Source organism: Nocardia callitridis (genome assembly GCF_039543305.1).
GTDB classification, from domain to species: Bacteria; Actinomycetota; Actinomycetes; order Mycobacteriales; family Mycobacteriaceae; genus Nocardia; species Nocardia callitridis.
The window spans coordinates 56,107-80,033 of sequence record NZ_BAABJM010000001.1 but is presented as its reverse complement, the minus strand read 5'-3'; the positions used below and the strand labels follow the sequence as shown (position 1 = coordinate 80,033).

At 66.7% G+C, this 23,927-nt stretch carries 24 protein-coding genes and 1 pseudogene; 11 read left to right on the top strand and 14 right to left on the bottom strand.

Translation table 11 applies throughout. From position 1 onward, the window contains the following. Positions 1-72: 72 nt before the first annotated feature. The gene (gene secA, locus ABEA50_RS00330; RefSeq protein WP_425577494.1) at positions 73-2,883 is read left to right on the top strand and encodes a preprotein translocase subunit SecA; all 2,811 of its coding nucleotides are present in this window, start codon (positions 73-75) and stop codon (positions 2,881-2,883) included. 78 nt (positions 2,884-2,961) lie between these two features. Here the strand turns inward: secA and ABEA50_RS00325 are convergent, their stop codons facing one another. Beyond that, positions 2,962-3,375, bottom strand: coding sequence for a TIGR03668 family PPOX class F420-dependent oxidoreductase (locus ABEA50_RS00325; RefSeq protein ID WP_345492910.1), 414 nt, complete (start codon positions 3,373-3,375; stop codon positions 2,962-2,964). 85 nt (positions 3,376-3,460) lie between these two features. On the opposite strand from ABEA50_RS00325, the gene ABEA50_RS00320 reads away from it, so the two are divergent. Both ABEA50_RS00320 and ABEA50_RS00315 read left to right on the top strand, forming a co-directional pair. Then, positions 3,461-3,931, top strand: a complete 471-nt coding sequence (locus ABEA50_RS00320; RefSeq protein WP_345492908.1) for a hypothetical protein — start codon at positions 3,461-3,463, stop codon at positions 3,929-3,931. 70 nt (positions 3,932-4,001) lie between these two features. Further along, positions 4,002-4,193 carry a hypothetical protein gene (locus ABEA50_RS00315; protein WP_345492907.1) on the top strand — a complete coding sequence of 64 codons (192 nt, stop codon included), beginning with the start codon at positions 4,002-4,004 and terminating at the stop codon, positions 4,191-4,193. A 24-nt stretch (positions 4,194-4,217) separates the two neighbouring features. Here ABEA50_RS00315 and rsgA read toward each other — a convergent pair whose 3' ends face one another. The 3 genes from rsgA to ABEA50_RS00300 are packed head-to-tail and all read right to left on the bottom strand — an operon-like array spanning position 4,218 to position 8,052. Next, positions 4,218-5,204 carry a ribosome small subunit-dependent GTPase A gene (rsgA, locus tag ABEA50_RS00310; protein WP_345494587.1) on the bottom strand — a complete coding sequence of 329 codons (987 nt, stop codon included), beginning with the start codon at positions 5,202-5,204 and terminating at the stop codon, positions 4,218-4,220. Continuing rightward, entirely contained in the window at positions 5,201-6,502 is a 1,302-nt protein-coding gene (gene aroA, locus ABEA50_RS00305; protein WP_345492906.1) for a 3-phosphoshikimate 1-carboxyvinyltransferase, read from the bottom strand. The genes rsgA and aroA overlap by 4 nt, the downstream gene beginning before the upstream one ends. 41 nt (positions 6,503-6,543) lie before the next feature. Further along, positions 6,544-8,052: an aldehyde dehydrogenase family protein gene (locus ABEA50_RS00300; protein ID WP_345492905.1), complete on the bottom strand. Its 1,509-nt coding sequence runs from the start codon at positions 8,050-8,052 to the stop codon at positions 6,544-6,546. Between the two features lie 362 nt (positions 8,053-8,414). Here ABEA50_RS00300 and ABEA50_RS00295 point away from each other — a divergent pair, with 362 nt between their 5' ends. After that, a complete protein-coding gene (locus tag ABEA50_RS00295; RefSeq protein ID WP_345492904.1) occupies positions 8,415-9,200 on the top strand; it encodes an SOS response-associated peptidase in 786 nt (261 codons plus the stop codon). A 455-nt stretch (positions 9,201-9,655) separates the two neighbouring features. After that, a pseudogene (locus tag ABEA50_RS00290) lies at positions 9,656-10,930 on the top strand (MFS transporter); the annotation flags it as partial. A 106-nt stretch (positions 10,931-11,036) separates the two neighbouring features. Here the strand turns inward: ABEA50_RS00290 and ABEA50_RS00285 are convergent. The 3 genes from ABEA50_RS00285 to ybaK all read right to left on the bottom strand — a co-directional run bounded on the left by ABEA50_RS00285 (position 11,037) and on the right by ybaK (position 12,535). Continuing rightward, positions 11,037-11,603 (bottom strand): CGNR zinc finger domain-containing protein, encoded by a 567-nt coding sequence (locus ABEA50_RS00285; RefSeq protein ID WP_345492903.1) that lies wholly within the window; start codon positions 11,601-11,603, stop codon positions 11,037-11,039. Between the two features lie 78 nt (positions 11,604-11,681). Further along, positions 11,682-11,969 carry a hypothetical protein gene (locus tag ABEA50_RS00280; RefSeq protein ID WP_345492902.1) on the bottom strand — a complete coding sequence of 96 codons (288 nt, stop codon included), beginning with the start codon at positions 11,967-11,969 and terminating at the stop codon, positions 11,682-11,684. A 74-nt stretch (positions 11,970-12,043) separates the two neighbouring features. After that, the gene (gene ybaK / locus ABEA50_RS00275) at positions 12,044-12,535 is read right to left on the bottom strand and encodes a Cys-tRNA(Pro) deacylase (RefSeq protein ID WP_345492901.1); all 492 of its coding nucleotides are present in this window, start codon (positions 12,533-12,535) and stop codon (positions 12,044-12,046) included. Positions 12,536-12,791: 256 nt separating this feature from the next. On the opposite strand from ybaK, the gene ABEA50_RS00270 reads away from it, so the two are divergent. Together ABEA50_RS00270 and rsrA are read left to right on the top strand one after the other, a co-directional pair. Then, complete coding sequence (locus tag ABEA50_RS00270) at positions 12,792-13,415, top strand: sigma-70 family RNA polymerase sigma factor (RefSeq protein WP_345492900.1); 624 nt, start codon at positions 12,792-12,794, stop codon at positions 13,413-13,415. Positions 13,416-13,435: 20 nt separating this feature from the next. Beyond that, positions 13,436-13,693 (top strand): mycothiol system anti-sigma-R factor, encoded by a 258-nt coding sequence (gene rsrA, locus ABEA50_RS00265; RefSeq protein WP_345494586.1) that lies wholly within the window; start codon positions 13,436-13,438, stop codon positions 13,691-13,693. An 89-nt stretch (positions 13,694-13,782) separates the two neighbouring features. On the opposite strand, the gene ABEA50_RS30865 is transcribed toward rsrA, so the two are convergent. After that, positions 13,783-13,857, bottom strand: coding sequence for a 50S ribosomal protein bL37 (locus ABEA50_RS30865; protein WP_022597109.1), 75 nt, complete (start codon positions 13,855-13,857; stop codon positions 13,783-13,785). Positions 13,858-14,014: 157 nt separating this feature from the next. Here ABEA50_RS30865 and ABEA50_RS00260 point away from each other — a divergent pair, with 157 nt between their 5' ends. Next, a complete protein-coding gene (locus tag ABEA50_RS00260; protein ID WP_345492899.1) occupies positions 14,015-14,230 on the top strand; it encodes a biotin/lipoyl-binding carrier protein in 216 nt (71 codons plus the stop codon). Positions 14,231-14,254: 24 nt separating this feature from the next. Next, positions 14,255-15,769 (top strand): sensor histidine kinase, encoded by a 1,515-nt coding sequence (locus tag ABEA50_RS00255; RefSeq protein WP_345492898.1) that lies wholly within the window; start codon positions 14,255-14,257, stop codon positions 15,767-15,769. Positions 15,770-15,904: 135 nt separating this feature from the next. On the opposite strand, the gene ABEA50_RS00250 is transcribed toward ABEA50_RS00255, so the two are convergent. Both ABEA50_RS00250 and ABEA50_RS00245 read right to left on the bottom strand, forming a co-directional pair. After that, the gene (locus ABEA50_RS00250) at positions 15,905-16,159 is read right to left on the bottom strand and encodes a WhiB family transcriptional regulator (protein WP_011211115.1); all 255 of its coding nucleotides are present in this window, start codon (positions 16,157-16,159) and stop codon (positions 15,905-15,907) included. A 257-nt stretch (positions 16,160-16,416) separates the two neighbouring features. Continuing rightward, a complete protein-coding gene (locus ABEA50_RS00245; RefSeq protein ID WP_345492897.1) occupies positions 16,417-17,361 on the bottom strand; it encodes a diacylglycerol/lipid kinase family protein in 945 nt (314 codons plus the stop codon). Between the two features lie 98 nt (positions 17,362-17,459). Between ABEA50_RS00245 and ABEA50_RS00240 the strand changes: the two genes are divergently transcribed. After that, positions 17,460-17,903 (top strand): hypothetical protein, encoded by a 444-nt coding sequence (locus ABEA50_RS00240; RefSeq protein WP_425577493.1) that lies wholly within the window; start codon positions 17,460-17,462, stop codon positions 17,901-17,903. 31 nt (positions 17,904-17,934) lie between these two features. On the opposite strand, the gene ABEA50_RS00235 is transcribed toward ABEA50_RS00240, so the two are convergent. The 4 genes from ABEA50_RS00235 to ABEA50_RS00220 form a co-directional block, all read right to left on the bottom strand. Then, on the bottom strand, positions 17,935-18,450 hold the full coding sequence (locus ABEA50_RS00235) for a GNAT family N-acetyltransferase (RefSeq protein WP_345492896.1): 516 nt from the start codon (positions 18,448-18,450) through the stop codon (positions 17,935-17,937). After that, entirely contained in the window at positions 18,450-19,070 is a 621-nt protein-coding gene (locus tag ABEA50_RS00230) for an acid phosphatase (protein WP_425577554.1), read from the bottom strand. Before ABEA50_RS00230 ends, ABEA50_RS00235 begins: the two co-directional genes overlap by 1 nt. Positions 19,071-19,205: 135 nt before the next feature. After that, positions 19,206-20,444, bottom strand: coding sequence for an Rv3212 family protein (locus ABEA50_RS00225; RefSeq protein WP_345492894.1), 1,239 nt, complete (start codon positions 20,442-20,444; stop codon positions 19,206-19,208). A 27-nt stretch (positions 20,445-20,471) separates the two neighbouring features. After that, entirely contained in the window at positions 20,472-22,193 is a 1,722-nt protein-coding gene (locus ABEA50_RS00220) for a DEAD/DEAH box helicase (RefSeq protein WP_345492893.1), read from the bottom strand. Positions 22,194-22,836: 643 nt separating this feature from the next. Here ABEA50_RS00220 and ABEA50_RS00215 point away from each other — a divergent pair. Next, entirely contained in the window at positions 22,837-23,916 is a 1,080-nt protein-coding gene (locus tag ABEA50_RS00215) for an alpha/beta fold hydrolase (protein WP_345492892.1), read from the top strand. The last annotated feature ends 11 nt before the right edge of the window (positions 23,917-23,927 follow it).

The following is a 23,927-nucleotide window of genomic DNA, read 5'->3' as shown; positions in this document are numbered from 1 at the left end:
CCGACCAGAGGACTGACGACACCCGTGCCTGCGCTGACACTGACGAGGTTGCTACGGATTGGTGAGGGTCGCATGGTCAAGCGGCTCGCGCATTTCGCGGACCAGGTCCTCGACCTCGAGTCGGACTACGAATCGCTCACCGACGACGAACTGCGCGGCAAGACCGACGAGTTCCGTGAGCGCTACTCCGAGATGGTCGAGGCCGACGAGCGCGACCCGCTGGGTCAACTGATGGCCGAGGCGTTCGCGGTGGCTCGCGAGGCGTCCTGGCGCGTGCTGAACCAGAAGCACTACAAGGTGCAGATCATGGGTGGCGCGGCGCTGCACACCGGCAACATCGCCGAGATGAAGACCGGTGAGGGCAAAACGCTCACCTCGGTGCTGCCCGCCTACCTCAACGCGCTCAGCGGCGACGGCGTGCACATCGTCACCACCAACGACTATCTGGCCAAGCGTGACTCCGAGTGGATGGGCCGCGTGCACCGCTTCCTCGGGCTGGAGGTCGGGGTGATTCTCTCGGGCATGACGCCCGCGCAACGTCGGGTTTCCTACAACTCCGACATCACCTACGGCACGAACAACGAGTTCGGCTTCGATTACCTGCGCGACAACATGACGCACTCGCTCGACGATCTGGTGCAGCGCGGACACAACTTCGCCGTGGTCGACGAGGTCGACTCCATTCTGATCGACGAGGCGCGGACGCCGTTGATCATCTCCGGCCCCGCCGACGCGTCGAGCAAGTGGTACGGCGAGTTCGCCAGGATCGCACCGCTGTTGAAGAAGGACGTGCACTACGAGACCGACATCAAGAAGCGCACCATCGGTGTGCACGAGGCCGGTGTCGAGTTCGTCGAGGATCAGCTCGGAATCGACAACCTCTACGAGGCCGCCAACTCGTCGTTGGTCAGCTACCTGAACAACGCGATCAAGGCCAAGGAGCTCTACACCAAGGACAAGGACTACATCGTCCGCGACGGTGAGGTCATCATCGTCGACGAGTTCACCGGCCGCATCCTGGTCGGGCGCCGCTACAACGAGGGCATGCACCAGGCGATCGAGGCCAAGGAGGGGGTCGAGGTACAGCCGGAGAACCAGACGCTGGCCACGATCACCTTGCAGAACTACTTCCGGCTCTACGACACGCTGTCGGGTATGACCGGTACCGCCGAGACCGAGGCCGCCGAGCTGCACTCGATCTACAGTCTCGGTGTCGTCCCGATTCCGACGAACAAGCCGATGATCCGCGCGGACAACTCCGACCTGATCTACAAGACGGAGGAATCCAAGTTCGCGGCCGTGGTCGACGACGTCGTCGAGCGGCACGAGAACGGCCAGCCGGTGCTGATCGGTACCACCAGCGTCGAGCGCTCGGAGTACCTGTCCAAGCAGTTCACCAAGCGCGGTGTCGCGCACAACGTGCTCAACGCGAAGTTCCACGAGAAGGAAGCGCAGATCATCGCCGAGGCCGGTCGGCCGGGCGCGGTGACCGTCGCGACGAACATGGCCGGTCGTGGTACCGACGTCGTGCTCGGCGGCAACCCGGATATCATCGCCGACCTGTTGCTGCGTAAACGGGGCCTCGACCCGGTGGAGACCGCCGAAGCCTATGAGGCGGCGTGGTTGCCGACCCTGGAACAGGTCAAGGCGCAGACCGCCGAGGACGCCGACGCGGTGCGTGAGGCGGGCGGTCTCTACGTACTCGGTACCGAGCGGCACGAGTCGCGGCGTATCGACAACCAGTTGCGCGGTCGTTCCGGTCGTCAGGGCGACCCCGGTGAGTCCCGGTTCTACCTGTCGCTGGGCGATGAGCTGATGCGTCGATTCAACGGTGCCGCGCTGGAAGCGATCATGACCAGGCTCAGCCTGCCCGACGATGTGCCGATCGAGGCCAAGATGGTGTCCAAGGCCATCAAGAGCGCACAGACCCAGGTCGAGCAGCAGAACTTCGAGATCCGCAAGAACGTCTTGAAGTACGACGAGGTGATGAACCAGCAGCGCACCGTGATCTACGGCGAGCGCAACCGCATCCTGCGCGGCGAGGACATGGAGGGCCAGGTCCAGAACATGGTGACCGATGTGGTCACCGCCTACGTCAACGGCGCGACCGCCGACGGTTACGTCGAGGACTGGGATCTGGAGAAGCTGTGGACGGCGCTGAAGTCGCTGTACCCGGTGAGTGTCGACTACGAGGATCTGACCGGTGAGAGCGAGGTCGGCGAGGCGGGCGACCTGAGCCGTGAGGAGCTGTCGCAGGCGTTGCTCGATGACGCGCACGGTGCGTATGAGAAGCGCGAACAGGAGATCGACGGCATGGCCGGCGAGGGCAGCATGCGCAATCTCGAACGGCAGGTGCTGCTTTCGGTGCTCGACCGCAAGTGGCGCGAGCACCTCTACGAGATGGATTACCTCAAGGAAGGCATCGGCCTGCGCGCGATGGCGCAGCGCGATCCGCTGGTCGAGTACCAGCGCGAGGGCTTCGACATGTTCTCCGCGATGTTGGAGGGTCTGAAGGAGGAGTCGGTCGGCTTCTTGTTCAACCTTCAGGTCGAGGTGCAGCAGCCGCAGGGACAGCAGCCGGTGGATTCGGGCCTGCGCTCCCCGGTCGGTGCGACGCAGCGACCGCTGCCCACCGAGCAGGCGGCCAACGGCAACGGCAACGGCAACGGCAACGGTGCCGCTCCGGCCGCGTTGCGCGCCAAGGGTATCGATGATGGCAACCAGGGTGCGCTGAACTACTCCGGTCCCGCCGAGGACGGCCGTACCGCGGTGCACAGCGATGCCGAGGAGTACGGCGACAGCGGCACGCGCCGGGAGCGGCGTGAGGCGGCGCGCTCGGGGTCGAAGTCCAAGCGGGCGCCGAAGACGCGTCGCAGGAACTGATCTCGCCGAGGCGAAAACCGAAGGCGTCCGAGGGCTTGTCCTGACCTCGAGGGCGCCTTCGGTGTTTTGTCGGAGAGCTCAGCTGGCGCTCCAGCCTGTCCATCGCGTGATGTCGATCGCGAGGACGGGGCCGGGCGGTGGTTGGTCGCGGTAGATCGGATAGCGAATCGTCAACTCTTGTCTGGCGATTCGGTCCTCCTCGGGCTCGGCGATTCGCGCGGTGCCGTCCGCGCGTACCCACCACAGCCGAGTCCAGTCGTCGGTGTAGTGGTCGACCAGCACGCTGACCGAGGGGTTGGCGGCGATATTGGCCAACCGACGCAGGGCGGTGGTGGTTTTCGGTTTCGCGTCGACGCTGCTATAGAGCACGTCATCGACGACAGCGAAGACGATCGGCACGAGATGCGGCTCGCCGGTCGGGGTGACGGTGGCCAACCGTGCGACCGGACTGCGCGCGAATCGCGCCCGTGATTGCTGCTCGTCGAGTCGCACACCGACCTCCTCATATCGCCCGCCCACGGGCTGTTTTCCTACGCAAACGCGATGCTATACCCGCCCGACCTGCGACGATAACCCTATGTCGAGTACGCGAGTGACAATGGGTTGCGCGGTGACAGCCTTCCTGAGCGCCGCCGCGTGCGCGTTCGCCGCTCCTGCCCTCGCCGACCCTGTGCCGTCCTACGACGTCTGGGATTACTACCTCGCGATGCCCTGCCACGGGTTCAGCCCAAACCTGCTCGACCTGCCCTACAACGGTGGCATTCGGCTCCAGACCGTCCGGACCGCACCGGGAATCGTGACGTTCATGTCCGACAGCAAGAGCATATTCGGCTACACCACCGACGCCGTGATCGACTGGCACAACCTCGACAACGGTCGTTCCGGTTCGATCCCCGTCACCTATCAGCACGCGTTGACCGGCCCGAGCGGTTTCGTCATCCCCGGTATCGACACCGGCACGGGGCGGTTGCGTGTCAGCGTGACGGCCGTCAACCACGGGTTCGCAACACTTGACGCGCCCACGTGTTCCGGTGAGGAGACGCTCTGACCGGTCGGCGCTGGCGCGATCTTTCGAACGCGGGTGGCGGCTGCGCTGCCATCGAAGATCGCGCCGACGGTTGGTCGGCTGCGTCGCCGCCGCGGTGGCGGCGTGCGTGGTCTATGCCGTTGTCCTCGTGCTCGTCACGCTCGTCCAGGGTCTGCCGTTCGCGGGGGCGCAGGCGATCGCCGGGGTGTCGTTCGCGCTGGTGGTTGCCGCGACGGTCGGTATTCGCGAAGCGCGTGGCCGTCGGTTGTTTTCGAGTTCGTGATCGGCTGTGCGCGTTCGTGTTCGGTCAGTACTGATCGTTGGTGTTCAACGCGGTGAGCAACAACCGGATGGCCTCGACTCGGCGTTCCTTGTCGGGTAATTGATCCAGTGCGCACTCGGGATCCGCGGGGGGACCGAGGTGAGTGCAGCCGCGCGGGCAGTCCTCGATGGCGGCGGCCAGGTCGGCGAAGGCGGCGATGACATCGTCGGGGGTGATGTGGGCGAGGCCGAAGGAACGGACGCCGGGGGTGTCGAAGACCCAACCGCCCTCGGGTAGGGGAATGGCGACGGATTGGGTCGAGGTGTGCTTGCCCTTGCCGACGCCGGAAACCACGCCGACTGCTCGGTCTGCCTCGGGCACAAGACGATTCACCAGTGTGGACTTGCCGACGCCCGAGTGGCCGATGAAGCAGGTGCTGCGCTCGTGCAAGAGGTCGCGCACCGGTTGTATCGGATCGTCGGTGCCGCCGTAGACGATGGTGAGGTCGAGATCATCGAAGGCCGCGGCGAATTCGGATTCGGCGGCGAGGTCGTGTTTGGTCAGGCACAGGATCGGTTCCAGCCCGCCCGCGTAGGCCGCGACCATGGTGCGTTCGACGAAACCGGTGCGCGGCGGCGGGTCGGCGAGCGCGACGACGATGAACAACTGGGTGGCGTTGGCGACGACGATGCGTTCGAACGGATCGGTGTCATCGGCGGTGCGGCGCAACACGGTTCGCCGGTCGGTGACCCGCACGATGCGGGCGAGGGTGTCGGTGCGACCGGAGAGGTCACCGACCACGTCCACCTCGTCGCCGACGACGATGGGTGTGCGGCCGAGTTCCCGCGCGCGCATCGCGACGATCGGGCGCGCGGGGTCACCGTCGAGGACACAGCCCCATCGCCCGCGATCCACCGCGACGACCATGGCGGACTCCGCGTCGTTGTGCTTGGGCCGAGTCTTGGTGCGTGGACGCGAGCTCTTGCCCGGACGTACCCGGACATCGGACTCGTCGTACTCGCGCTTGCTCAGTGTGTCGCTCCCTGTTCGGGCTCGTCGCCGTCGGCGGGGTCGAGCATGCGCTCCCACAGCCCGACGAAGCCCGGCAGGGTCTTGGCGGTGGTCTCGATGTCTTCGATCTCGATGCCTGGCACCCGCAGCCCGAGGATGGCACCGGCGGTGGCCATACGGTGATCGGCGTAGGAATGCCAACGGCCGCCGTGCAACTCGGCGGGTTCGATGATGAGCCCGTCCTCGGTCTCGGTGACAGCGCCGCCGAGACGATTGATTTCGGTCGAGAGCGCGGCGAGCCGGTCGGTCTCGTGTCCGCGCAGGTGTGCGATGCCGCGCAGGTGTGAGGGGGAGTCGGCGAGCGCGGCCAGGGCCGCGACCGTCGGGGTCAGTTCGCCGACGTCGTGCAGGTCGATGTCGATGCCGGCCAGGCGATCCGGGCCGTGCACGGTGAGCACGCCGTCGAACCTGCGCGCCTCGGCGCCCATTCGCACCAGGATCTCCCGGATGACATCGCCGGGCTGGGTGGTGATCCTCGGCCAATGCGGGATGCTGACCTCGCCGCCGGTGACGGCGGCCGCGGCCAGGAACGAGGTGGCATTCGAAAGGTCGGGCTCCACGTCCCAGTCCACCGCGCGGATCGGGCCGGGATACACCGTCCAGATCTGTGCGCTGGTCGGCTTCTCCGGCGCGTCTACCCGCACGTCCGCGCGTTGCAGCATTTCGACGGTCATCTCGATGTGCGGCATCGAGGGCAGCGGGTTGCCGTCGTGGTTGACGGTGATGCCCTCGTCGAAGTGGGCCGCCGACAGCAGCAAGCCCGAGACGAACTGTGACGATCCCGACGCGTCGATGGTCACCGCCCCGCCGCGCACCGCGCCGGTGCCGCGCACGGTGAAGGGCAGTGTGTCGCCGTCGATGCGCGCGCCGAGGCTGCGCAGCGCGTCGAGTACGGTGCTCAGCGGTCGAACCTTGGCCTGCGCGTCGCCGTCGAAGGCGACGTCACCTGCGGCCAGCGCCGCCACCGAGGGCAGGAACCGCATCACGGTGCCCGCGAGCCCGCAATCGACGGTGCCGCCGGTGAGCGGGCCGGGGGTGACGGCGAGTTCCGCACCGTCACCCTCGACGTGCGTGCCGAGCGTGCGCAGGGCCGCGATCATCAGGTCGGTGTCGCGACTGCGTAGCGCACCGGTGATCGTCGAGGGTCCGTCGGCGAGCGCGGACAGGATCAAAGCCCGGTTGGTGATGGACTTCGATCCTGGCAGGGTCACGGTCGCGTGCACGGGAACATCGACATGGGGCGCTGGCCAGAAAGTCACCGGTCTATCTTCACACGCGCCCGATCTCGCGTTGTGCGGCGCTACTTGTGTCGTCCGTGCAGGACCGGGACCAGCCTGCGCAGCAACTTCATCGTCGACTTGGTGCGTGCGTAGCTGAGCAGGGCCATGCCGGGAATCGCGAAGCGCTGCACGGCAATCGAGTGCGGCCTGGCGAATTCGCGCAAACCGAACTCGCCGTGGATGCGCCCGATGCCCGAGTCGCCGACACCACCGAACGGGAGGCCGGGGATGGCGGCGAAGCCGAGCACCGAGTTGACGGAGGTGGCGCCGACATTCAGGCGGCGGGCGATGGCGAGACCGTTCTTGCGGGAGTACACCGCCGAGGACAACCCGTACTTCGACTTGTTGGCCAGCTCGATCGCCTCGTCGACGGTGTCGGTGGTGCGAATGGTGACGGTCGGGCCGAAGGTCTCCTCCTGCACGGCGTCGGAGTTCTCGTCGGCATCGAGGAGGACGACCGGGTCGATGAACGGCGCGCGCACCGATTCCGGGCCGCCGAGCACGGCGGTGGCGCCGTTGCTCAGCGCGCTGTCGATGTGGCGGCGCACGATGTCGACCTGGCTCGGCATGGTCATCGGGCCGTATTCGGCGTCGGCGCCGGAGCCGGGCTCGACCTTGGCGAGGATGGTGCGTAGCTGCTCGATGAACTCCTCGCGCACCGAACGGTCGACGTATACCCGCTCGACTCCCGCGCAGGTCTGGCCGCTGTTGGAGGTGGCACCCCAGGCGACCGCGTCGGCGGCGGCGCGCACATCCGCGTCGGGGGCGACGATCACCGCGTCTTTACCGCCACATTCGAGCAATACCGGCTTGAGCGTCTTCGCGGCGGCGGCCATGATTTTCTTGCCGGTGGCGGTGGAGCCGGTGAAGGCGATCTTGTCGACCTCGGAGTCGACGAGGGCCGCACCGGTCGCGCCGTAGCCGTTGATCGCGACGAAGATGCCCTCGGGCAGTTCCGGGTTCGCCTTCACGAAGGCCTCGGCGAGGAAATTGCCGATGCCGGTGGAGAATTCACTCGGCTTGAACACCACGGTGTTGCCCGCGGCGAGCGCGTAGCCGATGGAGCCGTTCGGGGTGTAGACCGGATAGTTCCACGGCCCGATGACGCCGACGACACCCAGCGGACGCATCTCGATGCGTGCTGCGAAGTTCGACATCAGCGCGCCGGGGGAGATCTTCTGTGGCGAGAGCACCTTCTTGGCCTGCTTGGCGGCCCACGAAATATGTTCGAGGGCGAGCATCAGCTCGAGGAAGGCGTCGTCGAGTGGTTTGCCGTTCTCGGCGTGGATGAGGGCGCAGAACTCGTCGGAGTCGGCGACCAGCCTGCTCGCCCAGCGCAGCAGGTGTGCGCGTCGTTCGTCGAAGCTCAACGCACCCCAGGTCGCCGCGGCCTTGCGTGCCTTGGCGACGGCGGCGTGCACGGCCTGTTCGTCCGCGATCGGATAGCTGCCGATGACATCTCCGGTTGCCGGATCGACCGAAGTGAGGGTGGTTTCGTGGTCGGCCTTCGTGCTGTCGATCGATGTCACGGTGTTGGTCTCCTCGTTGCCGCTGTGCTGCTCGCGGGTGCGGGCACGGTGGGCGATGGTCGGTCGATACGCGTGCGAGTGGGCTGAGTCACCCTCCTTGAGACGATGGTAGGCCAAATCTCTCAAATATTCACCGGCTGATCGTCCGAACGCCTTGTTTCTTCTACTCGACATGGTGCACGCCGCCGCTGGATCGAAGGTCGAGAAGTTCGGTCACCTCGATCGGCCCGTGCGCTCGGCAAGGCGGGTGGACGGGAATGGCCGATGGGGATCGCCGCGACTGACATGCCGCTGGTTGAGCTGAGCTGTTCGTCAGCGCGCGAGGAGGGGGTGTTGTCGGTGTGCGGTGGCAGGATCGAAGTATGTGCGGACGATATGCGACGACTACCGACCCCGGCAGGCTTGCTGCCGAGTTGGACGCGATCGATGAGACCGACGCGGCGGGCACCGGGGAGTCGGCCGCAAACTACAACGTCGCGCCGACGACGCAGGTACTGACCGTGGTCGAGCGGCACGAGCACGGTCATGCCGACGACGACCCTCGGTTGCGGGTCCGCAGGATGCGCTGGGGTCTGATCCCGTTGTGGACCAAGGCGGCCGAACCCGGAGTCCCCGCGAAGGGTAAGCCGCTGTTCAACGCGCGCGCCGACAAGGCGGCGACCACACCGTCGTTCCGGGACGCGGTGAAGTATCGGCGCTGTCTGGTGCCGATGGACGGCTGGTACGAGTGGGTGGTCGAGCCGCAGGCCGGCGCGAAAGGCAAGGTCGCCAAGCACCCGTATTTCATGGCGCGCGCCGATGGTTCGCGCCTGTACATGGCGGGATTGTGGTCGGTATGGCGCGATCGTGCGGTGCCCGACAGCGAGCCGCTGCTCTCGTGCACCATCCTCACCACCGACGCGGTCGGCGACCTCACCCACATTCACGATCGAATGCCGCTACCGATGCCGACCGAACACTGGGATGCCTGGCTCGACCCCGACCACCCCGCCCCCGCCACCCTGCTGGCGACACCGAGCGAAGCGGCCGTCGCCGACATCACCGCGCGTCCGGTGCCGTCACTGGTGAACAGCGTCCGCAACAATGGTCCGGAACTGCTTGCGCAGGTGACGGATTCGCCGAAATCGGAGCAGATCAGCCTACTGTGAGTGTGGCGTGTCGACGCGCGTCCGCGGCTGGTCGATCGACTGCCGGGACAGCTCGACTCGTCCGACGTGTGAGTCGTCACCGGGTGGAAGTGGCCGGGGCGATACGACTTCCGAGCCAGAGCGGACCGGTCGGTTCTGCGCGCGTCGCGCCGACCGCGTCCTGCGCCCGTTTGTCTTGTCGTTCGGCGAGACGCGTTCGACTCGACCGGCTCGGCGCGGACGAGGCCGTGTGGCCGACGCTCGTGCTGGTCGACTGAATTGTCGCCGCGGTGCCAGCACCCTTGCCGTGACCGCGACGATCCGTGGACGCGGGTTGCGGATTCCCTGACTTCGCCGAACTAGCCGCGATGGACGTGCCGGGGGTCTTCCAAGCGGACGGCGTTGGTGCATGCCTTTGCCGTGCAAGGTTGTATCCGGTAGGTGGGACGACAGTCGGATAGAGCACACTCGTGGTAATGGTTCCGCTGTACAAGACCATTACGCCACGCTTTCTGAGTATGACCACTACCCGCCGAATCGGCTTCTCGCGCTACCGAACCGCCCACCAGCACTGGCAGCCCTTGATCGCGGCCTGTCTCGGGACATTTCTCCTGCTCGTCTACACCTCGGTCGTGACGGCGGCACTGCCGGTCATCGGCACCGCGCTCGGTGCGAGTTACACGGCGCTGCAATGGATTGTCGATTCCTTCACCGTCGCGCTGGCCGGGTTGTTGCTCGCCTGCGGCGCGGTCAGCGACGCGCTCGGTCGCAAACGCTGCTACCTCGTCGGCCTCGCGGTGTTCACCGTGGCAACGGCGGCGTGCGGCCTGGCGGTCTCGGTGGGCATGCTGATCGCGGCCAGGGCCGTGCAGGGCGTCGCGGGTGCCGCGATGTTCGCGACGATCCTGCCGCTGGTGGGTCTGAGCTACACCGGAGGTGACCGCGCGCGTGCGTTCGCGGTGTGGGGGACCGTCGCGGGGGTGGCCAGTGCGGTCGGCATCTTCGCCGGCGGGGTGATCGCGCAGCTGCTGGGTTGGCGATGGATCTTCCTCTGCTCCTTGCCGATCTGTGTCGTCGCGTTGGTGCTCGGCTGGGTGTCGTTGCGTACCGACCAGCGCCGCGACACGGCGCTGGATTATCCGGGGATGCTCAGCTTCTCGGTGGCCGCGACCGCGCTCACCTACGCCGTGATCACCGGCGGCGACAGTGGTTGGGGTGCACCGAGTGCGCTTGCCGGTTTTCTGATCGCCGCGCTCGCCATCGCGGTGTTCGTCCGGGTCGAGCGTGTGGGCGCGGCGCCGATCCTCTCGCCGGAACTGTTCGCGAACCGACAGTTGAGCGGGGTGCTCCTCGTCGCGTTCGGCTACTACTTCGGGACCTTCGGTGCGCTGCCGGTACTGTCGCTGTGGTTGCAGAGCGCCGGTGGCCTCGGACCTTTGGCGGCCTCGTGCGTGTTGGGAACGCAGATGGTGGTCTTCATCCTCGCGTCTTCGACCTTGAGCGCGCGCTGGCAAGCGGTGGCGCCGAGTCGCGCACTGGGTGGGAGCACCGTGCTCATTGCCGTCGGATGTGTTTGCGCCGCAACGGTATTCGTCGTACCTTCCTGGGCGGCGCTGCTTCCCGCGCTGATCATTACGGGATTCGGCGCGGGAATCGTGTCGCCGATCTTTCCCGCGGTCGCCATGAGTTCAGTACCCGAACGGCTCGGCGGGACGGCCGGTGCGGCGGCGAATACCGCGAGGCAGTTGGGGTTGGCATGGGGAGTCGCGTTGTGTGCCACCATGTTCGGCGGACACGCCACGACGGGCGTCACCGATATCGCCGCACCCTTCCTCGCGTGCGCGGTGGTGGCACTGATCAGTGGGATTGTCGGCGGACTGCTGCTGCGCCACCATCGGGTCGCGCGCGCCGCGACCGATGCCGTCGCACCGCATCGCGATTCGCGCACATCCGCGTGCAATACCGCTGCCGTCCACCCCGACTGAAATCGACGAAGGCGCGGCCACAGTCGGCCGACGCACAGCGTCCGAGACGGTGCATGCCGAAGGTGGTGAGGTGTTCGGCGGCTGCCACCACCGTCACGGTACGAATGATCGACGCGAGGGTCGCTCGATCGTCGCGGTAGTGCAGATGCCACGGCGACCCGTCATGATCGGTGATCCTCGGGTACGCCGCGGCCGTGGCGAGCAGCGAGTTCAGCCGCGCGACCCGGTCGCCCTCGTCGGCGGCGTCGATCACCGAGGCCCACCGGGTCAGGAAGGCGGCGACCTCGGCGACATCCCGTGTCTCGGCGCGGGTTCCGGTGGTGGCACTGAGACCGGACCGGTCCCACCGTGCCGCGAGATCCTCGGGGCTTTCGGGTGGGTTGTTCAGTAGGTCGGTCGCGAAGGTGAGTGCCTCCTCGCGGAAATGAGACTCACGCATAGCGGCATTACATCAGGAATCGGGGCAGAAAAAAGCCGGGCAGGTGTCCTGTCCGGCTTTTTCGGGCGATCTCGGGGCTCAGAACGAGCAGGGCACGCTGTCGGTGGCGATGTTCAGCCCACACTTCACGATGCCGGTCGCCAGGTCGATCACCTCGTTGAGCACATTGCCGCCGAGCTTCTCGGCCTTGTCGGCCTGGTCATCACCCTTGGGTGCGTGCTGTGTCCCCGGTGAATCCTGGCCGTCGAACGGGTAGCCGTTGTCGGCCAGTGCGTTCGGTGCACCTAGTAGCCCTGAACCCAGCGCCAAGACAAGAGCTCCGAGCAGGGCGACGATCATCGAGCGCAGGCGCGGTTGCGCGGGCATTTCGCATCACATCCTCGAATCGACTGAATCCGGCCCGTTCAGTAACGCACAGCCGACGCCGAACCGGGCCGAAATCACACCGATGTCACGCGGGCGGTCACGGCGGCGGTCAGCCGGACGAGATCACCGGGTGCGAGCTCGATCTCCATGCCGCGTTTACCCGCGCTGCACAGCACGCGATCCCACTCCAGTGCCGAGGAATCGATGACGGTCGGCAGTGCCTTGCGTTGTCCGAGCGGGGAGATCCCGCCGAGCACGTACCCGGTGCCGCGCTCGGCCTTCGCCTTGTCCGCCATGGTGGCCTTCGTCGCGCCGAGCGCTGCCGCCGCGGCCTTGAGCGAAAGCCTGGTCGGCACCGGCAGCACCGCGACCGCCAAGCCGCCACCCGCCAGCTCGAGCACCAGGGTTTTGAAGATCTGTGCGGGAGAGCACCTGAGTTCGGTCGCCAGTGCCTCGACCGCTTCGGCGCCGTAGGACTCGGCGCGTGCGTCGTGACGGTAGGTGTGCACGCGGTGCGACACCGTCGCGTCGGTCAGCGCGCGGATCGCGGGCGTAGCGGTGGCCATGGTCGGAAACCATAACGGTGTGACCTGCCCGCACGGCACCGAGATTTTCCGTATCGGACATCGTGTCGGGAACACCGCGCGTGGTGTGCCTGTTGCATAGCAATGTCAAGGCCACGCAAGACGTAAGGAGAACGCGGTGCCGGTATTGCTCGATGAACGTCCGCCGGGTACCGATGTGCCATCGACCCGAACCGGAGTCCCACGCCGCACGCCGTTGCCGGTAGATTTGGCAGACACGGCGATCGAAGGGACAGGTGTGACGAGCGACGACAACGCGGTTGGTGTCGCGGGCGGCGACGCCGAGCTGGCGCAGCGATTCGAGCGTGACGCGCTCCCGCTGCTCGACCAGCTCTACGGCGCCGCGCTGCGCATGACCAGGAACCCGGCCGACGCCGAGGACCTGGTTCAGGAGACCTACGTCAAGGCGTTCCAGGGGTTCAAGTCCTTCAAGGAAGGCACCAACCTGCGCGCCTGGATGTACCGCATCCTGACCAACACCTACATCAACTCCTACCGCAAGAAGCAGCGTCAGCCCGCGCAGTACCCGACCGACGAGATCACTGATTGGCAACTCGCGGCCACGGCTGAGCACACCTCGCAGGGCCTGCGCTCGGCGGAGGTCGAGGCGTTGGACGCGCTTCCCGACGACGACATCAAGGCGGCCCTGCAGGAGCTGCCGGAGGAATTCCGGATGGCGGTGTACTACGCCGATGTCGAGGGTTTCCCGTACAAGGAGATCGCCGACATCATGGGTACCCCCATCGGCACCGTGATGTCGCGGCTGCATCGCGGCCGCAAGCAGCTCAAGGGACTGCTCGCCGATGTGGCGAGCGAACGTGGATTCAACCGTTCGGGGGAACGCCAGGAGGTCAAGCAGTGAGCACCGAGCGGGACCCCGATATGGATATGGACTGCACGGCGGTGATCGCCGACGTGTGGTTGATGCTCGACGGTGAGTGCGACGACGCCACCAGGGCTCGGTTGCAGGAGCACCTGGATCATTGCTCGCCGTGCATCGAGGCCTACGGCATCGAGGAGAAGGTCAAGGGCCTACTCAGTCGCAAGTGTGGTGGTGACCGGGCGCCGGACACCTTGCGTGAGCGGCTGTCGATCGAGATCCGTCGTTCGGTGACGATCATCGAGCCCACCGAAACCTGAGCGGGTACCGACTCGCGCCACGCAACGATCAGCGGCACGCCTTCCGTCGGAAGTGCGTGCCGCTTCGTGTTTTTCGGTTCGGCAGTGACTCAGGCGTTTGGTCGCTTGCCGTGGTTGGCCGCGTTTCCCTTGCGGCTACGCTTCTTCCGTCCGCGCTTACCCATACGAGTAGTCTCCCTTCTGATTGAAGGCCATTGTTTCATGTGTGATTGGCTGTAGCCGCAGCGGATACCGGGTGGCCAACAGGTCCGAGGCGTGACCGGGGCGGGCCCAGGCCGCTGGCAGCAGGCCGCTCGAATCGATCGAGAAAATGGGGTTGTCATGGCCGAAGAAGTGCACGCCGAGCTGGTGTCGGTGGTCTACCAGGTCGTCGCCAAGGAAGGCGACACCGTGCGCGAGGGTGACACGCTGGTGATTCTCGAGTCGATGAAGATGGAGATCCCGGTCCTCGCGGAGACCGAGGGCACGGTGACCTCGATCGGTGTCAACGAAGGTGACGCCATCAAGGCCGGTCACCTCATCGCCGTGATCTCCTGACCGAACCGCGACGAGAGATCAGCCATGGCGACACTGAGTGAACTCCTAGCCGAACACACCGACCTGCCCGGCATTGCCGTCGACCACCTGCAAAGAGTGGTGGGCGATTGGCAACTGCTCGCCGATCTCTCCTTCGCCGATCTGCTGCTCTGGGTCGGCGCCGGTCCCATCACCGATGGCGCCGATATCGTCTGCGTGGCCCAGTGCCGTCCGACCACCGCACCGACGGTGCACCTGGAGGATCTGGTCGGGAACCTGGCGTTGCGGGCCGACCACCCGCAGGTGTTCGAGGCGATGTCCACGGGAACGATCGCACGCAACGTCAATGACGCCGAATCCTCCGGGGTGTACCACCCGCAGCCGGTGCATGCGATCCGCGAGGCGGTTCCCGTGCGTTGCGGCGACGATGTGATCGCGGTGCTCAGCCGCGATACCGATCTGCAAAGGGCCAAGGTGCGCAGTGCCTTGGAAATCGCCTATGTGGCCTGTGCCGATGACCTGTGTCAGATGATTTCCGACGGCACCTACCCGACCATCGAGGACCGGGCCGCGACCCATTCCAGCCCGAGGGCCGGTGACGGTTTCATCCGGCTCGACACCGACGGCACCGTCGTCTATGCCAGTCCGAACGCGTTGTCGGCCTATCACCGCATGGGACTTTCGGCGGATCTGGCGGGACAGGACCTGGCGGTGACCACGCGTTCGCTGGTCACCGACCCGTTCGACGCGCAGGAAGTGGTGGGCGATATCCATGCCGCTCTCGCCGGGCGTACCGGGCGAAGGATGGAGATCGAAGCGCGCGGCGCGACGGTGCTCGTGCGCACGCTCGTCTTGCGTCCGCACGGTGAATTGGCCGGTGCCGCAGTGCTTGTGCGTGATGTCACCGAGGTGAAGCGGCGCGATCGCGCGTTGTTGAGCAAGGATGCCACCATCCGTGAGATCCACCACCGGGTGAAGAACAATCTGCAGACCGTCGCCGCCCTACTGCGTTTACAGGCGCGGCGCACCGAGAACGAGGAGGCGCAGGTCGCGCTGACCGAGTCGGTGCGCAGGGTGACCTCGATCGCGTCGGTGCACGAGATGTTGTCGATGTCGGTGGACGAGGAGGTCGATCTCGACGAGGTCATCGACCGGTTGTTGCCGATCATGGCCGACGTCGCGACCGTGCACACGGCGCGGATCAAGGTGCGCAGGGCGGGTTCGCTCGGTGTCTTCTCCGCTGAACGCGCGACTCCGCTTGTCATGGTTCTCACCGAGTTGGTGCAGAACGCCATCGAGCACGCCTTCGAGGCGGGCACCGACGGAGCGGTGACGATTCGTGCGGAGCGTTCGGCGCGCTGGCTGGACGTGATCATCAGCGACGACGGGGGCGGTTTGCCGCCAGGGTTCAGTCTCGATGCCTCCGATCGGCTGGGTCTGCAGATCGTGCGCACCCTGGTGACCGCGGAGTTGGGCGGTTCGATCGGTTTGCATCCCGGCGCCGATGTGGGCACGGACGCGGTGCTTCGGGTCCCGCTCGGGCGTCGACAAGGTCGCTGAGCCCGGATCGATGACGGTGGCGCGCAATGGTTTTCGCGGGAGAGGGTAAAAAGTAAACCCGGCACCTAGTGCGGTGCCGGGCTCAACAGCGTTACCTGGCCGGGCTGGATGGCCCGGTAACGCGTGGTGTCGTCGTCAGACGACGGTGCGCGTGCGGGTGCGCGCGTTGCGACGCTTGAGCGCCCGGCGCTCGTCCTCGCTCATACCACCCCACACGCCGGCATCCTGTCCGGACTTCAGTGCCCAGGACAGGCAGTCGGCAGTAACGGGGCAGCGAGCGCAGACCAGCTTGGCATCGGCAATCTGCGCGAGTGCAGGACCGCTGTTACCCACCGGGAAGAACAGTTCGGGATCCTCATCGCGACAGATGGCCTTGTGGCGCCAGTCCATTTCCTCTGCTCCTTTGCTATGCGCCGCACAGGGGCGCCTATGGTTTGTGGATCGTTAACTTTGTGCGACTCGAATGTTTCCGCACGGTGGCTTGTGAATGCTTTCACGAACACCATAGATGTCAATAGCTATCTAGTGCACCGTGGGGAAGCTCACGCTACGAAGGCGCCCATGATCAGGTGCCTTGCCCGGTCCTTTGTACTCGCTCGCCCGGGTTTTCGCAGCACAAATCTAAGGTTTTTCCGCGCGTTTCGCGGTCATACCGGCCTCGGTGCGACCACACCCAGCACATCCGGCACCGAAGTGAAATCCACCATGTCCCGCTTGCCGATGAAGTCGCCGTCGATTTGCAGACCGATCGGCGCATCGGAGGTGATCCGGACCGATGACACGTCATCGGTCCGAAAAAGATTGCGCGACTTAGGGTTTCCCTTGGCCGACAGTAACTGTCTGCTGAGCAGCAGGGTCGGAACGACCGCCATGGAGCGCACCGCGAAGACGCCGAGCCCCGCCTCGAACCTGGTGCCGGGATTCGTATGCACCGGCGTGGAATTCAGGTAGGTCCACGGTGTCGTGTTCGTCACGAATGCGTAGTGGACGCCCGAAACCGGCTTGTGCCCCGGTAGCTCGAGGTGCACGGCGGGCGGCGTGCGGCGGGCACGGAAGAACTGCCGAACGGTCGTGCGGATATACCGGGCGGGCGTCGCCGCCTTGCCCTTCGCGCGGCTGGCGTCGATCGCCTCGCACACGTCGGCGTCGAGGCCGACGCCCGCGCTGAAGGTGAACCAGCGATCGTCGGCCAGGCCGAGCCCGATCCTGCGGTCGTCGTTCATGGTGAGCAGATCGATCAGCTGATTGGTGGCCGTCACCGGGTCGGAAGAGATGCCGAGCGCGCGGGCGAACACGTTCGCCGAGCCGCCGGGGATCACGCCGAGGCGAGGACGCCACGCTTGCCCGTCATCGACCTGCGGCAGCGGCAAAAAGCCGTTGATCGTCTCGTTGACGGTGCCGTCGCCGCCGTGCACCACAATGAGATCCATCTCATTTGTCGAGGCCCACTGCGCCAACTCCGCCGCATGCCCCCGGTGCTGGGTATGCGCGACGGTCAACTGGGTGCGACTCTCCAACGCGTGCGCGAGCAGATCCCTGGTCGCCGACGTGGTCGAGGTGGCATTCGGGTTCACGATCAGCAGCGTGCGCACGCTGCGAAGCCTAGTTGCCCTCGGGCAGGGTTTCGAAAACTCGACGCTGGCGCACCCGCCGCGACCGGGCCGACGGTCGCGGATCGTAGGCTTGGCCCGTGGTGCACAGCGGCGAGAATGCGGATGCGGGGATCGGTGGCGTCCCGACAACGGTGCGAGCGGCCGGTGGATTGGTGACCCTCGAAGGTGTCGTCGCGGTCGTCGTGGCGATCGTGCTCATCGCGCGCGGGCTGCTCGGCCATGACCAGAGCGGTGCGAGCGGATACGGCACGGCCGCGTGGTTCGGGATCCTCGGTGGCGCGGTGCTCGCCGCGGGCATCGGTCTGCTGCTGGGCAAGCGGTGGGGACGCGCGATCGCCATGATCGCGCAACTGCTGCTGCTTCCGGTCACCTGGTCGCTGCTCACAGACTCACATCAGCCGGTGTACGGCGGCCTGCTCGGGGTAGTGGCGATCGGCACGCTCGTCCTGCTGTTCACGCCGTCCTCGACGCGATGGATGGCACGCGACTACGGCGAACCCGATATCGACGCCGAGCCCTGAGGGGCTCCTATCGGCTGGCCCGGGTTCGGCGTCAGGTCTCGCTGCTCGCGAGTTCGCGCAGCGCGGTACCGGTGAGTCGGTAGCCGACCCACTCGTTTTGCGCGGTGGCGCCGAGGGATTCGTAGAACGCGATGGACGGCGCGTTCCACGTCAACACCGACCATTCGACCCGGCTGTAACCCTGGTCGGCGGCCTCTCGTGCGAGCGCCACCAATAGTTGCTTGCCGAAGCCCCTGCCGCGATACTCCGGCCGGACGTAGAGGTCTTCCAGGTGGATGCCGTGCACCCCGTTCCAGGTGGAGTAGTTCAGAAACCAGACGGCGCAGCCGAGTACCTCGCGCTGTGCGCCCTCGGCGACAACCACGTGCGCGAAGAGTTTCGGGTCGTCGCAGAACAACGCGGTATCGAGTTGTGCCGCGGTGACGGTGCATTCGTCGCGCGCGTGCTCGTACTCGGCGAGGTCGTAGATCAGCTCGACCATGCCGGGGACGTCGGCGGGTGCCGCGCGACGCAGTACCGGTTCGGTGGTGGAGCCGGTGACGCTCATCATGCTCCTGCGTCGAGTGTGGTGGGAACCAGGTTGTGCGCCCGGATGGTTCGTGTCTCGTGCTCGTAGCCGAGTACCGAGATCGCGGCGGTCGACATCGCGAAGCGGCGGCCCTCGCACACATCGAACCGCGCCCAGCGCGCGATCAGCACGCGGGAGAAGTGGCCGTGACCGACCAGTACCACGTCCCGTTCCAGCAGTGCCGCATCGGCGGCCGCGAGTACCCGGTCGGCGCGTGCGCGCACGGACTGCGCCGATTCGCCGCCGGGCACGGTGTCGGTCCAGATGCTCCATTCGGGCCGGGTGGTCCTGATGTCGGCGGTGGTGCGGCCTTCGTAGTCGCCGTAGTCCCATTCGGCGAGGTCGTCATCGACCGTGGTGTCGGTGAGGCCGGCCAACTCCGCGGTCCGTCGCGCGCGTTGTCGCGGGCTGGTACGGACCAGCGGGTAGCGCAGCCCCAGTGCGGCGAGCAGGGGACGGGCCGCCGCTGCCTGCCGCTCACCGTTCGCCGTGAGCGGCAGGTCGGTGCGGCCGGTGTGCTTGCGCTGGGTGGACCAGCTGGTCTCACCGTGTCGTAGCAGCACGACGCGTGCGTGTTCGGGGATCGACATGGTTTCCATCATGGGCCATGCCGGCCGGGCCGCAGCGTCGAGCTCAGCTCGTGGCGGCGGGCCGCTCGGCATGGCCGAGGGGCACCGTCACCAGTGGGATCGTGCGGTCGTGATCCCACGCCATCGGGCAGCGCCGCTCGGCCGTCACCCGAGTGCGTACAACTGCCCACCTCTACGTTCCAGCACAGTCGTCCCCACCACCGCCAACGAGTACGGTGTCGCGGTGGGCGCGCTGTCGTCGGTCGTACGGTCGACCGGTATCCGGTCGACCTCCGCACCGGAGCTGGGCTCCAACACCGCGATCGCGCCCGGTACAGGAACGAGTAGTCGGCCCGCCATCAGTACCGGTGTGCCGAGGGCGTCGGGCGCGGTCCACATCGGGTCGAAAGTGCTTGCGTTCAAAGCGATCACGCTGTTGCCGGTGAAGACCAGGTAGGCCGAACCGATCCTCGCGGTCGTCGTATCCTTGCCGAGGGGCGCGGAAAGCTCGTGCGCCACAATGGGATTACCGGTCGCGTCGTACACGGCCAAGCGGGCTGATGTGGTCTCGGGGTCGGTCTCGGCGGGGAAGTACAGCACGATCCTGTTGTCGGACACCGCGATCACCCGCGAGTCGGGTGAGTTCGCGCCTGGCCCCGACAGCGCCCGTGACCCGTATTCCTCGGGTTCGGTGTTCTCCTTCGGGGCGGGATTGAGCATCGTCAGCCGCTCGCCGGGGTCGCCGGGGCAGCGTTCGAGTACCCCGAGTCGCGACGAGCTCGACGCCGCCGACAGGAAGGTACAGCCCGACCTGGGCTGGGTCTTCACATTGTTCGGGGCGTCGACATAGCCGTACTCGAGGGTGCGCACCAGATCCGAACGCCACATCTCCAGGCGGCGCGGACCCTGCGCCAGCACGTAGGTGCCGTCTACCGAGAGCCGCACGGACTTGTCCATGTAGCTGCTGCGCGCGGTGCGGCGCGCGCCGTTGTCGGCCTCGAGCATGCTGGTCTGGCTGCAACCGCGCTGATCCCTGTACGTCGCGATGACCATGCTGAACTGCGCCTCGACCCCGCACAGCGGCATATCGCGGCGATACCGCCACACCTGCTCGCCGGTCGCGGGGTCGCGTCCGGTCACCGTGCCGTCGTCCGCGGTGACCACCACGCCGCCGGACACCAGCGCACGCGCCGACGCGCGATCGGGCTGATGCCACAGTTCCCGCAGTGAGGTCGGCACCTGCTCGGCAGCGGCGGGGGTCGACACCTTGTTCGCGGCGGTCACCGACTCGGTGCCGACGGAATCGCTGTGCGCCCACGCCACACCCGCCGCGACCACCACAACGATGGCGATCGCGACGGCGATGAGGAGGTCGGCGCGCGTCCGCCGCTCAGGTGCGAGCACGACTGCGAGACTAGCGGATCCGGTGAACTAGGCCGACGCGGCCGCGCGCTCGGTCGAATCGTCCGAGGGGGCGTCCGCACCGGCGGTCTTGCGCCGCCGACGCCTGCGCCGTGCGGGCTGATCAGAGGATTCGGCTGATTCCGTCGAATCGGTCCGCTCGGGTCCGTTCGCCGGGTTGTCCGCGTTCTCCGTCGCGTTCGTCTCCGAGGAGCCTTCGCCCGCGGGCTTGCGCCGCCGCCGACGTCGGCGGGCGGGCTGGTCGGCCTGTCCTTCGTCACTGCTGTCGGACGGTGCCTCGGTGGCCTCGGTGGCCGACTCGGTCTCAGCTGCGTCGACCGGCTGACCGAAACGCGTCCGCCGACGGTTGCGCTTGCGCGGTGCGCGGGGCGTTCGCTCCACCACGACGGCGTCCTCGTCGCGTTGCGGCTTCGGCTTGCGGATGACGCCGGTGACGCCCTCGGGAATGCCGAGATCCGAATACAGGTGCGGGGAGCGCGAATACGTCTCCGCAGGTTCCGGGATGCCGATGTCGAGGGCTTTGTCGATGCTCGCCCACCGGCTGAGCTCATCCCAGTCGATGAGGGTCACCGCGACACCGGTGCGTCCGGCGCGACCCGTGCGGCCGATCCGGTGCACGTAGGTCTTCTCGTCCTCGGGGCACTGGTAGTTGATGACGTGCGTGACGTCATCGATGTCGATGCCACGCGCGGCGACGTCGGTCGCGACGAGCACATCGATCCCGCCCTTGCGGAACTTGTTGAGCGCCTTCTCCCTGGCGATCTGCCCGAGGTCACCGTGCACCGCGCCGACGGCGAAGCCACGGTCGGCGAGATCGTCGGCGACCTTTTGCGCGGTGCGTTTGGTCCTGGTGAAGATCATCGTCGCGCCGCGGCCCTCGGCTTGCAGAACGCGGGAGACCAGCTCGCTCTTGTCCAGCGCGTGCGCGCGGTAGACGAACTGCGCGGTGCGATCGTGAATCGCCGAATCCTGCGGTTCCTCGGCCCTGATGTGGGTGGGCCTGGTGAGGAACGTGCGGGCCAAGGTGATGATCGGGCCCGGCATGGTCGCGGAGAACAGCATGGTCTGGCGCTTGTCCGGCACCATGCCGAGGATGCGTTCGATGTCGGGAAGGAATCCGAGGTCGAGCATCTCGTCGGCCTCGTCGAGGACGAGCACGCCGATCTTGCCGAGGATCAGATGATTCTGATTGGCCAGGTCGAGCAGGCGGCCGGGCGTACCGACCACGACGTCGACGCCGGAACGCAGCGCCGAGATCTGCGCATCGTAGGGGCGGCCACCGTAAATCGAGGCCACCTTCAGCGGTCCCTGATGGTTGGTGAGGTATTTACTCGCGTTTTCCAGGTCGGAGGTGACCTGGACGCACAGCTCACGCGTCGGCACGATGATCAGTGCCCGGGGTGTGCCGTCCAAACGCGCGGTGCCGGATTCTTCGGTGCTGATGCGTTGCAGCAGCGGAACACCGAATCCGAAGGTCTTTCCCATACCGGTGCGTGCCTGACCGATGAGGTCTTCACCGGCCAAGGCCAGCGGCAGGGTGAGTTCTTGAATCGCGAAAGTGCGTTCGATGCCGAGTTCACCGAGCGCGCGAACGATTTCTTCGCGGACGCCTAATTCGGTGAAACTCGGCGCGGTGTGTGTGGGGTCCAGTTCTGCGGTGAGCAGGGTATCCGTAAGTCCGGGTTCCTGTTCGACGGTTAGCTTGCTCAGGTTCGTGCCTTTCCTCGTCAATCGCGTCCCGCGCGCACGAGGTGGGGCGGACCGGCCGGTCCGCGACGACCACACGGTGTCCGCCTGTCCACCCGGCCACTTCCAAATGTCCGCTGGTGCCGCGGCGTATGGCGGCTACTCGGAAGACATCGGCGCGGCGCATTGGTGACGCGGATCGGTGCGCGCACATTTTCCTGGACAACGAACGTCTGTATGTTGGTCAACTCTCGCTCGGTGCCCGGTCGGCGGTGCGATCTGCCTGTTCGGTCGAGCGATGTTCTTCGTTGTCCGCAACGATTGTAGCGTGATATTGTGCCGGGCTCGAATTGCCTCGGCCGAAATTGTGCGAATCGACGTGCCGTTTCCCGATGTACTCCGCGACGGGTGGTGCGCGACAGAGCAATTGGGTCCGGGCGCGCGGTCGGGTGAAAATCGTGATCGTGGTTACGGCGCCGCGAGCGCGCGGTGGGATTTCGGCGCACACCGAGTCAGCGGTGGCGATGGCGACAGTGACCGGGAGCACGCGGCACTGACCGTTACTCCGAGTACCGGAATGTGAGACATTCTTGGGTGTGTGCGACCGAACCGTAGCCCCGCCGAGCGGCGGCGTCGACCGAATCCGTGCGACGCGCTCCGCCGCCGACAGCGTCGACGAGGTGCGATCGTGAGCATCGCGGACACCATGAGCGTCGCCGCGCGCAACGCGTGGGCACTCACCTTCGGTCCCGGCGTCGAGCAGCCCGATCCCGCGCCGACCACGGTGCTCTGGGACGAGCCGCACCGGCAGTTACGTCGTTTCGAAGGCGCCGACGACGGTGCGCCGACCACGGCGCAGCCGGGTGTCGGTGTGCTGCTGGTTCCGCCGCTCGCGGCCCCGGCCAGCTGCTTCGACCTGCGCGCCGACCAGAGCGTCGCCAGGTTCCTGCTCGGTACCGGCCGCCAACCCTACGTCGTCGACTACGGGGACATTTCCTTCGCCGACCGCAGGATGGGCGTCGAGGACTGGATCGACGAGATCCTGCCCGAGGCGGTGCTGCGCAGTAGCGCCGATCAGGGCGGCGCGCCGGTGGACCTGGTCGGCTGGTCGCTCGGCGGCACCTTGGCATTGCTGACCGCCGCCGCGCATCCCGAGTTGCCGATCCGCTCGATCGCCGCGGTCGGTTCCCCGCTGGACTACACCGAACTGACCGGCATCCCGCAATTGCGTGCGGCGGCAACGCTCACGAGGGGACTCGGCGTCTCGACGCTGGTCCGCGCGGTGGGTGGGGTGCCGGCCACGTTCACCCGCCTCGCCTACCGGGCGACCGCGCTGGAGCGGGAACTCACCAGGCCGTGGTTCATCGCGAGCAATCTCGCCAGCACCGAGCGGCTGGCCAGGATGACGACGATCGACCGATTCATGGCAGACATGCCCGGTTATCCCGGCCGCTTCTACGGCCAGTTGTGGGGTCGCTGGGTACTGCACAACGATCTCGGGCGCGGTGTCATCGAGTTCGGGTCGCGGCGGATCGCGTTGGCCGACGTGACCGCGCCCGTGCTGTTGGTCGGCGGAACCGAGGACGCGATCACACCGGCCTCGGCCGTCGCGGCGGGGACGAGGACGCTGCGTGGTGCGGCGAGTGTGCGCTACGAAACGGCGCCGGGCAGCCATCTCGGTATCCTCACCGGACCCGGTGCCGCGCGGACCACCTGGCGTTACCTGGACGAATTCTTGGCATCGACGCGGAACGCGCACTTCGGCTGAATCCCACGGAC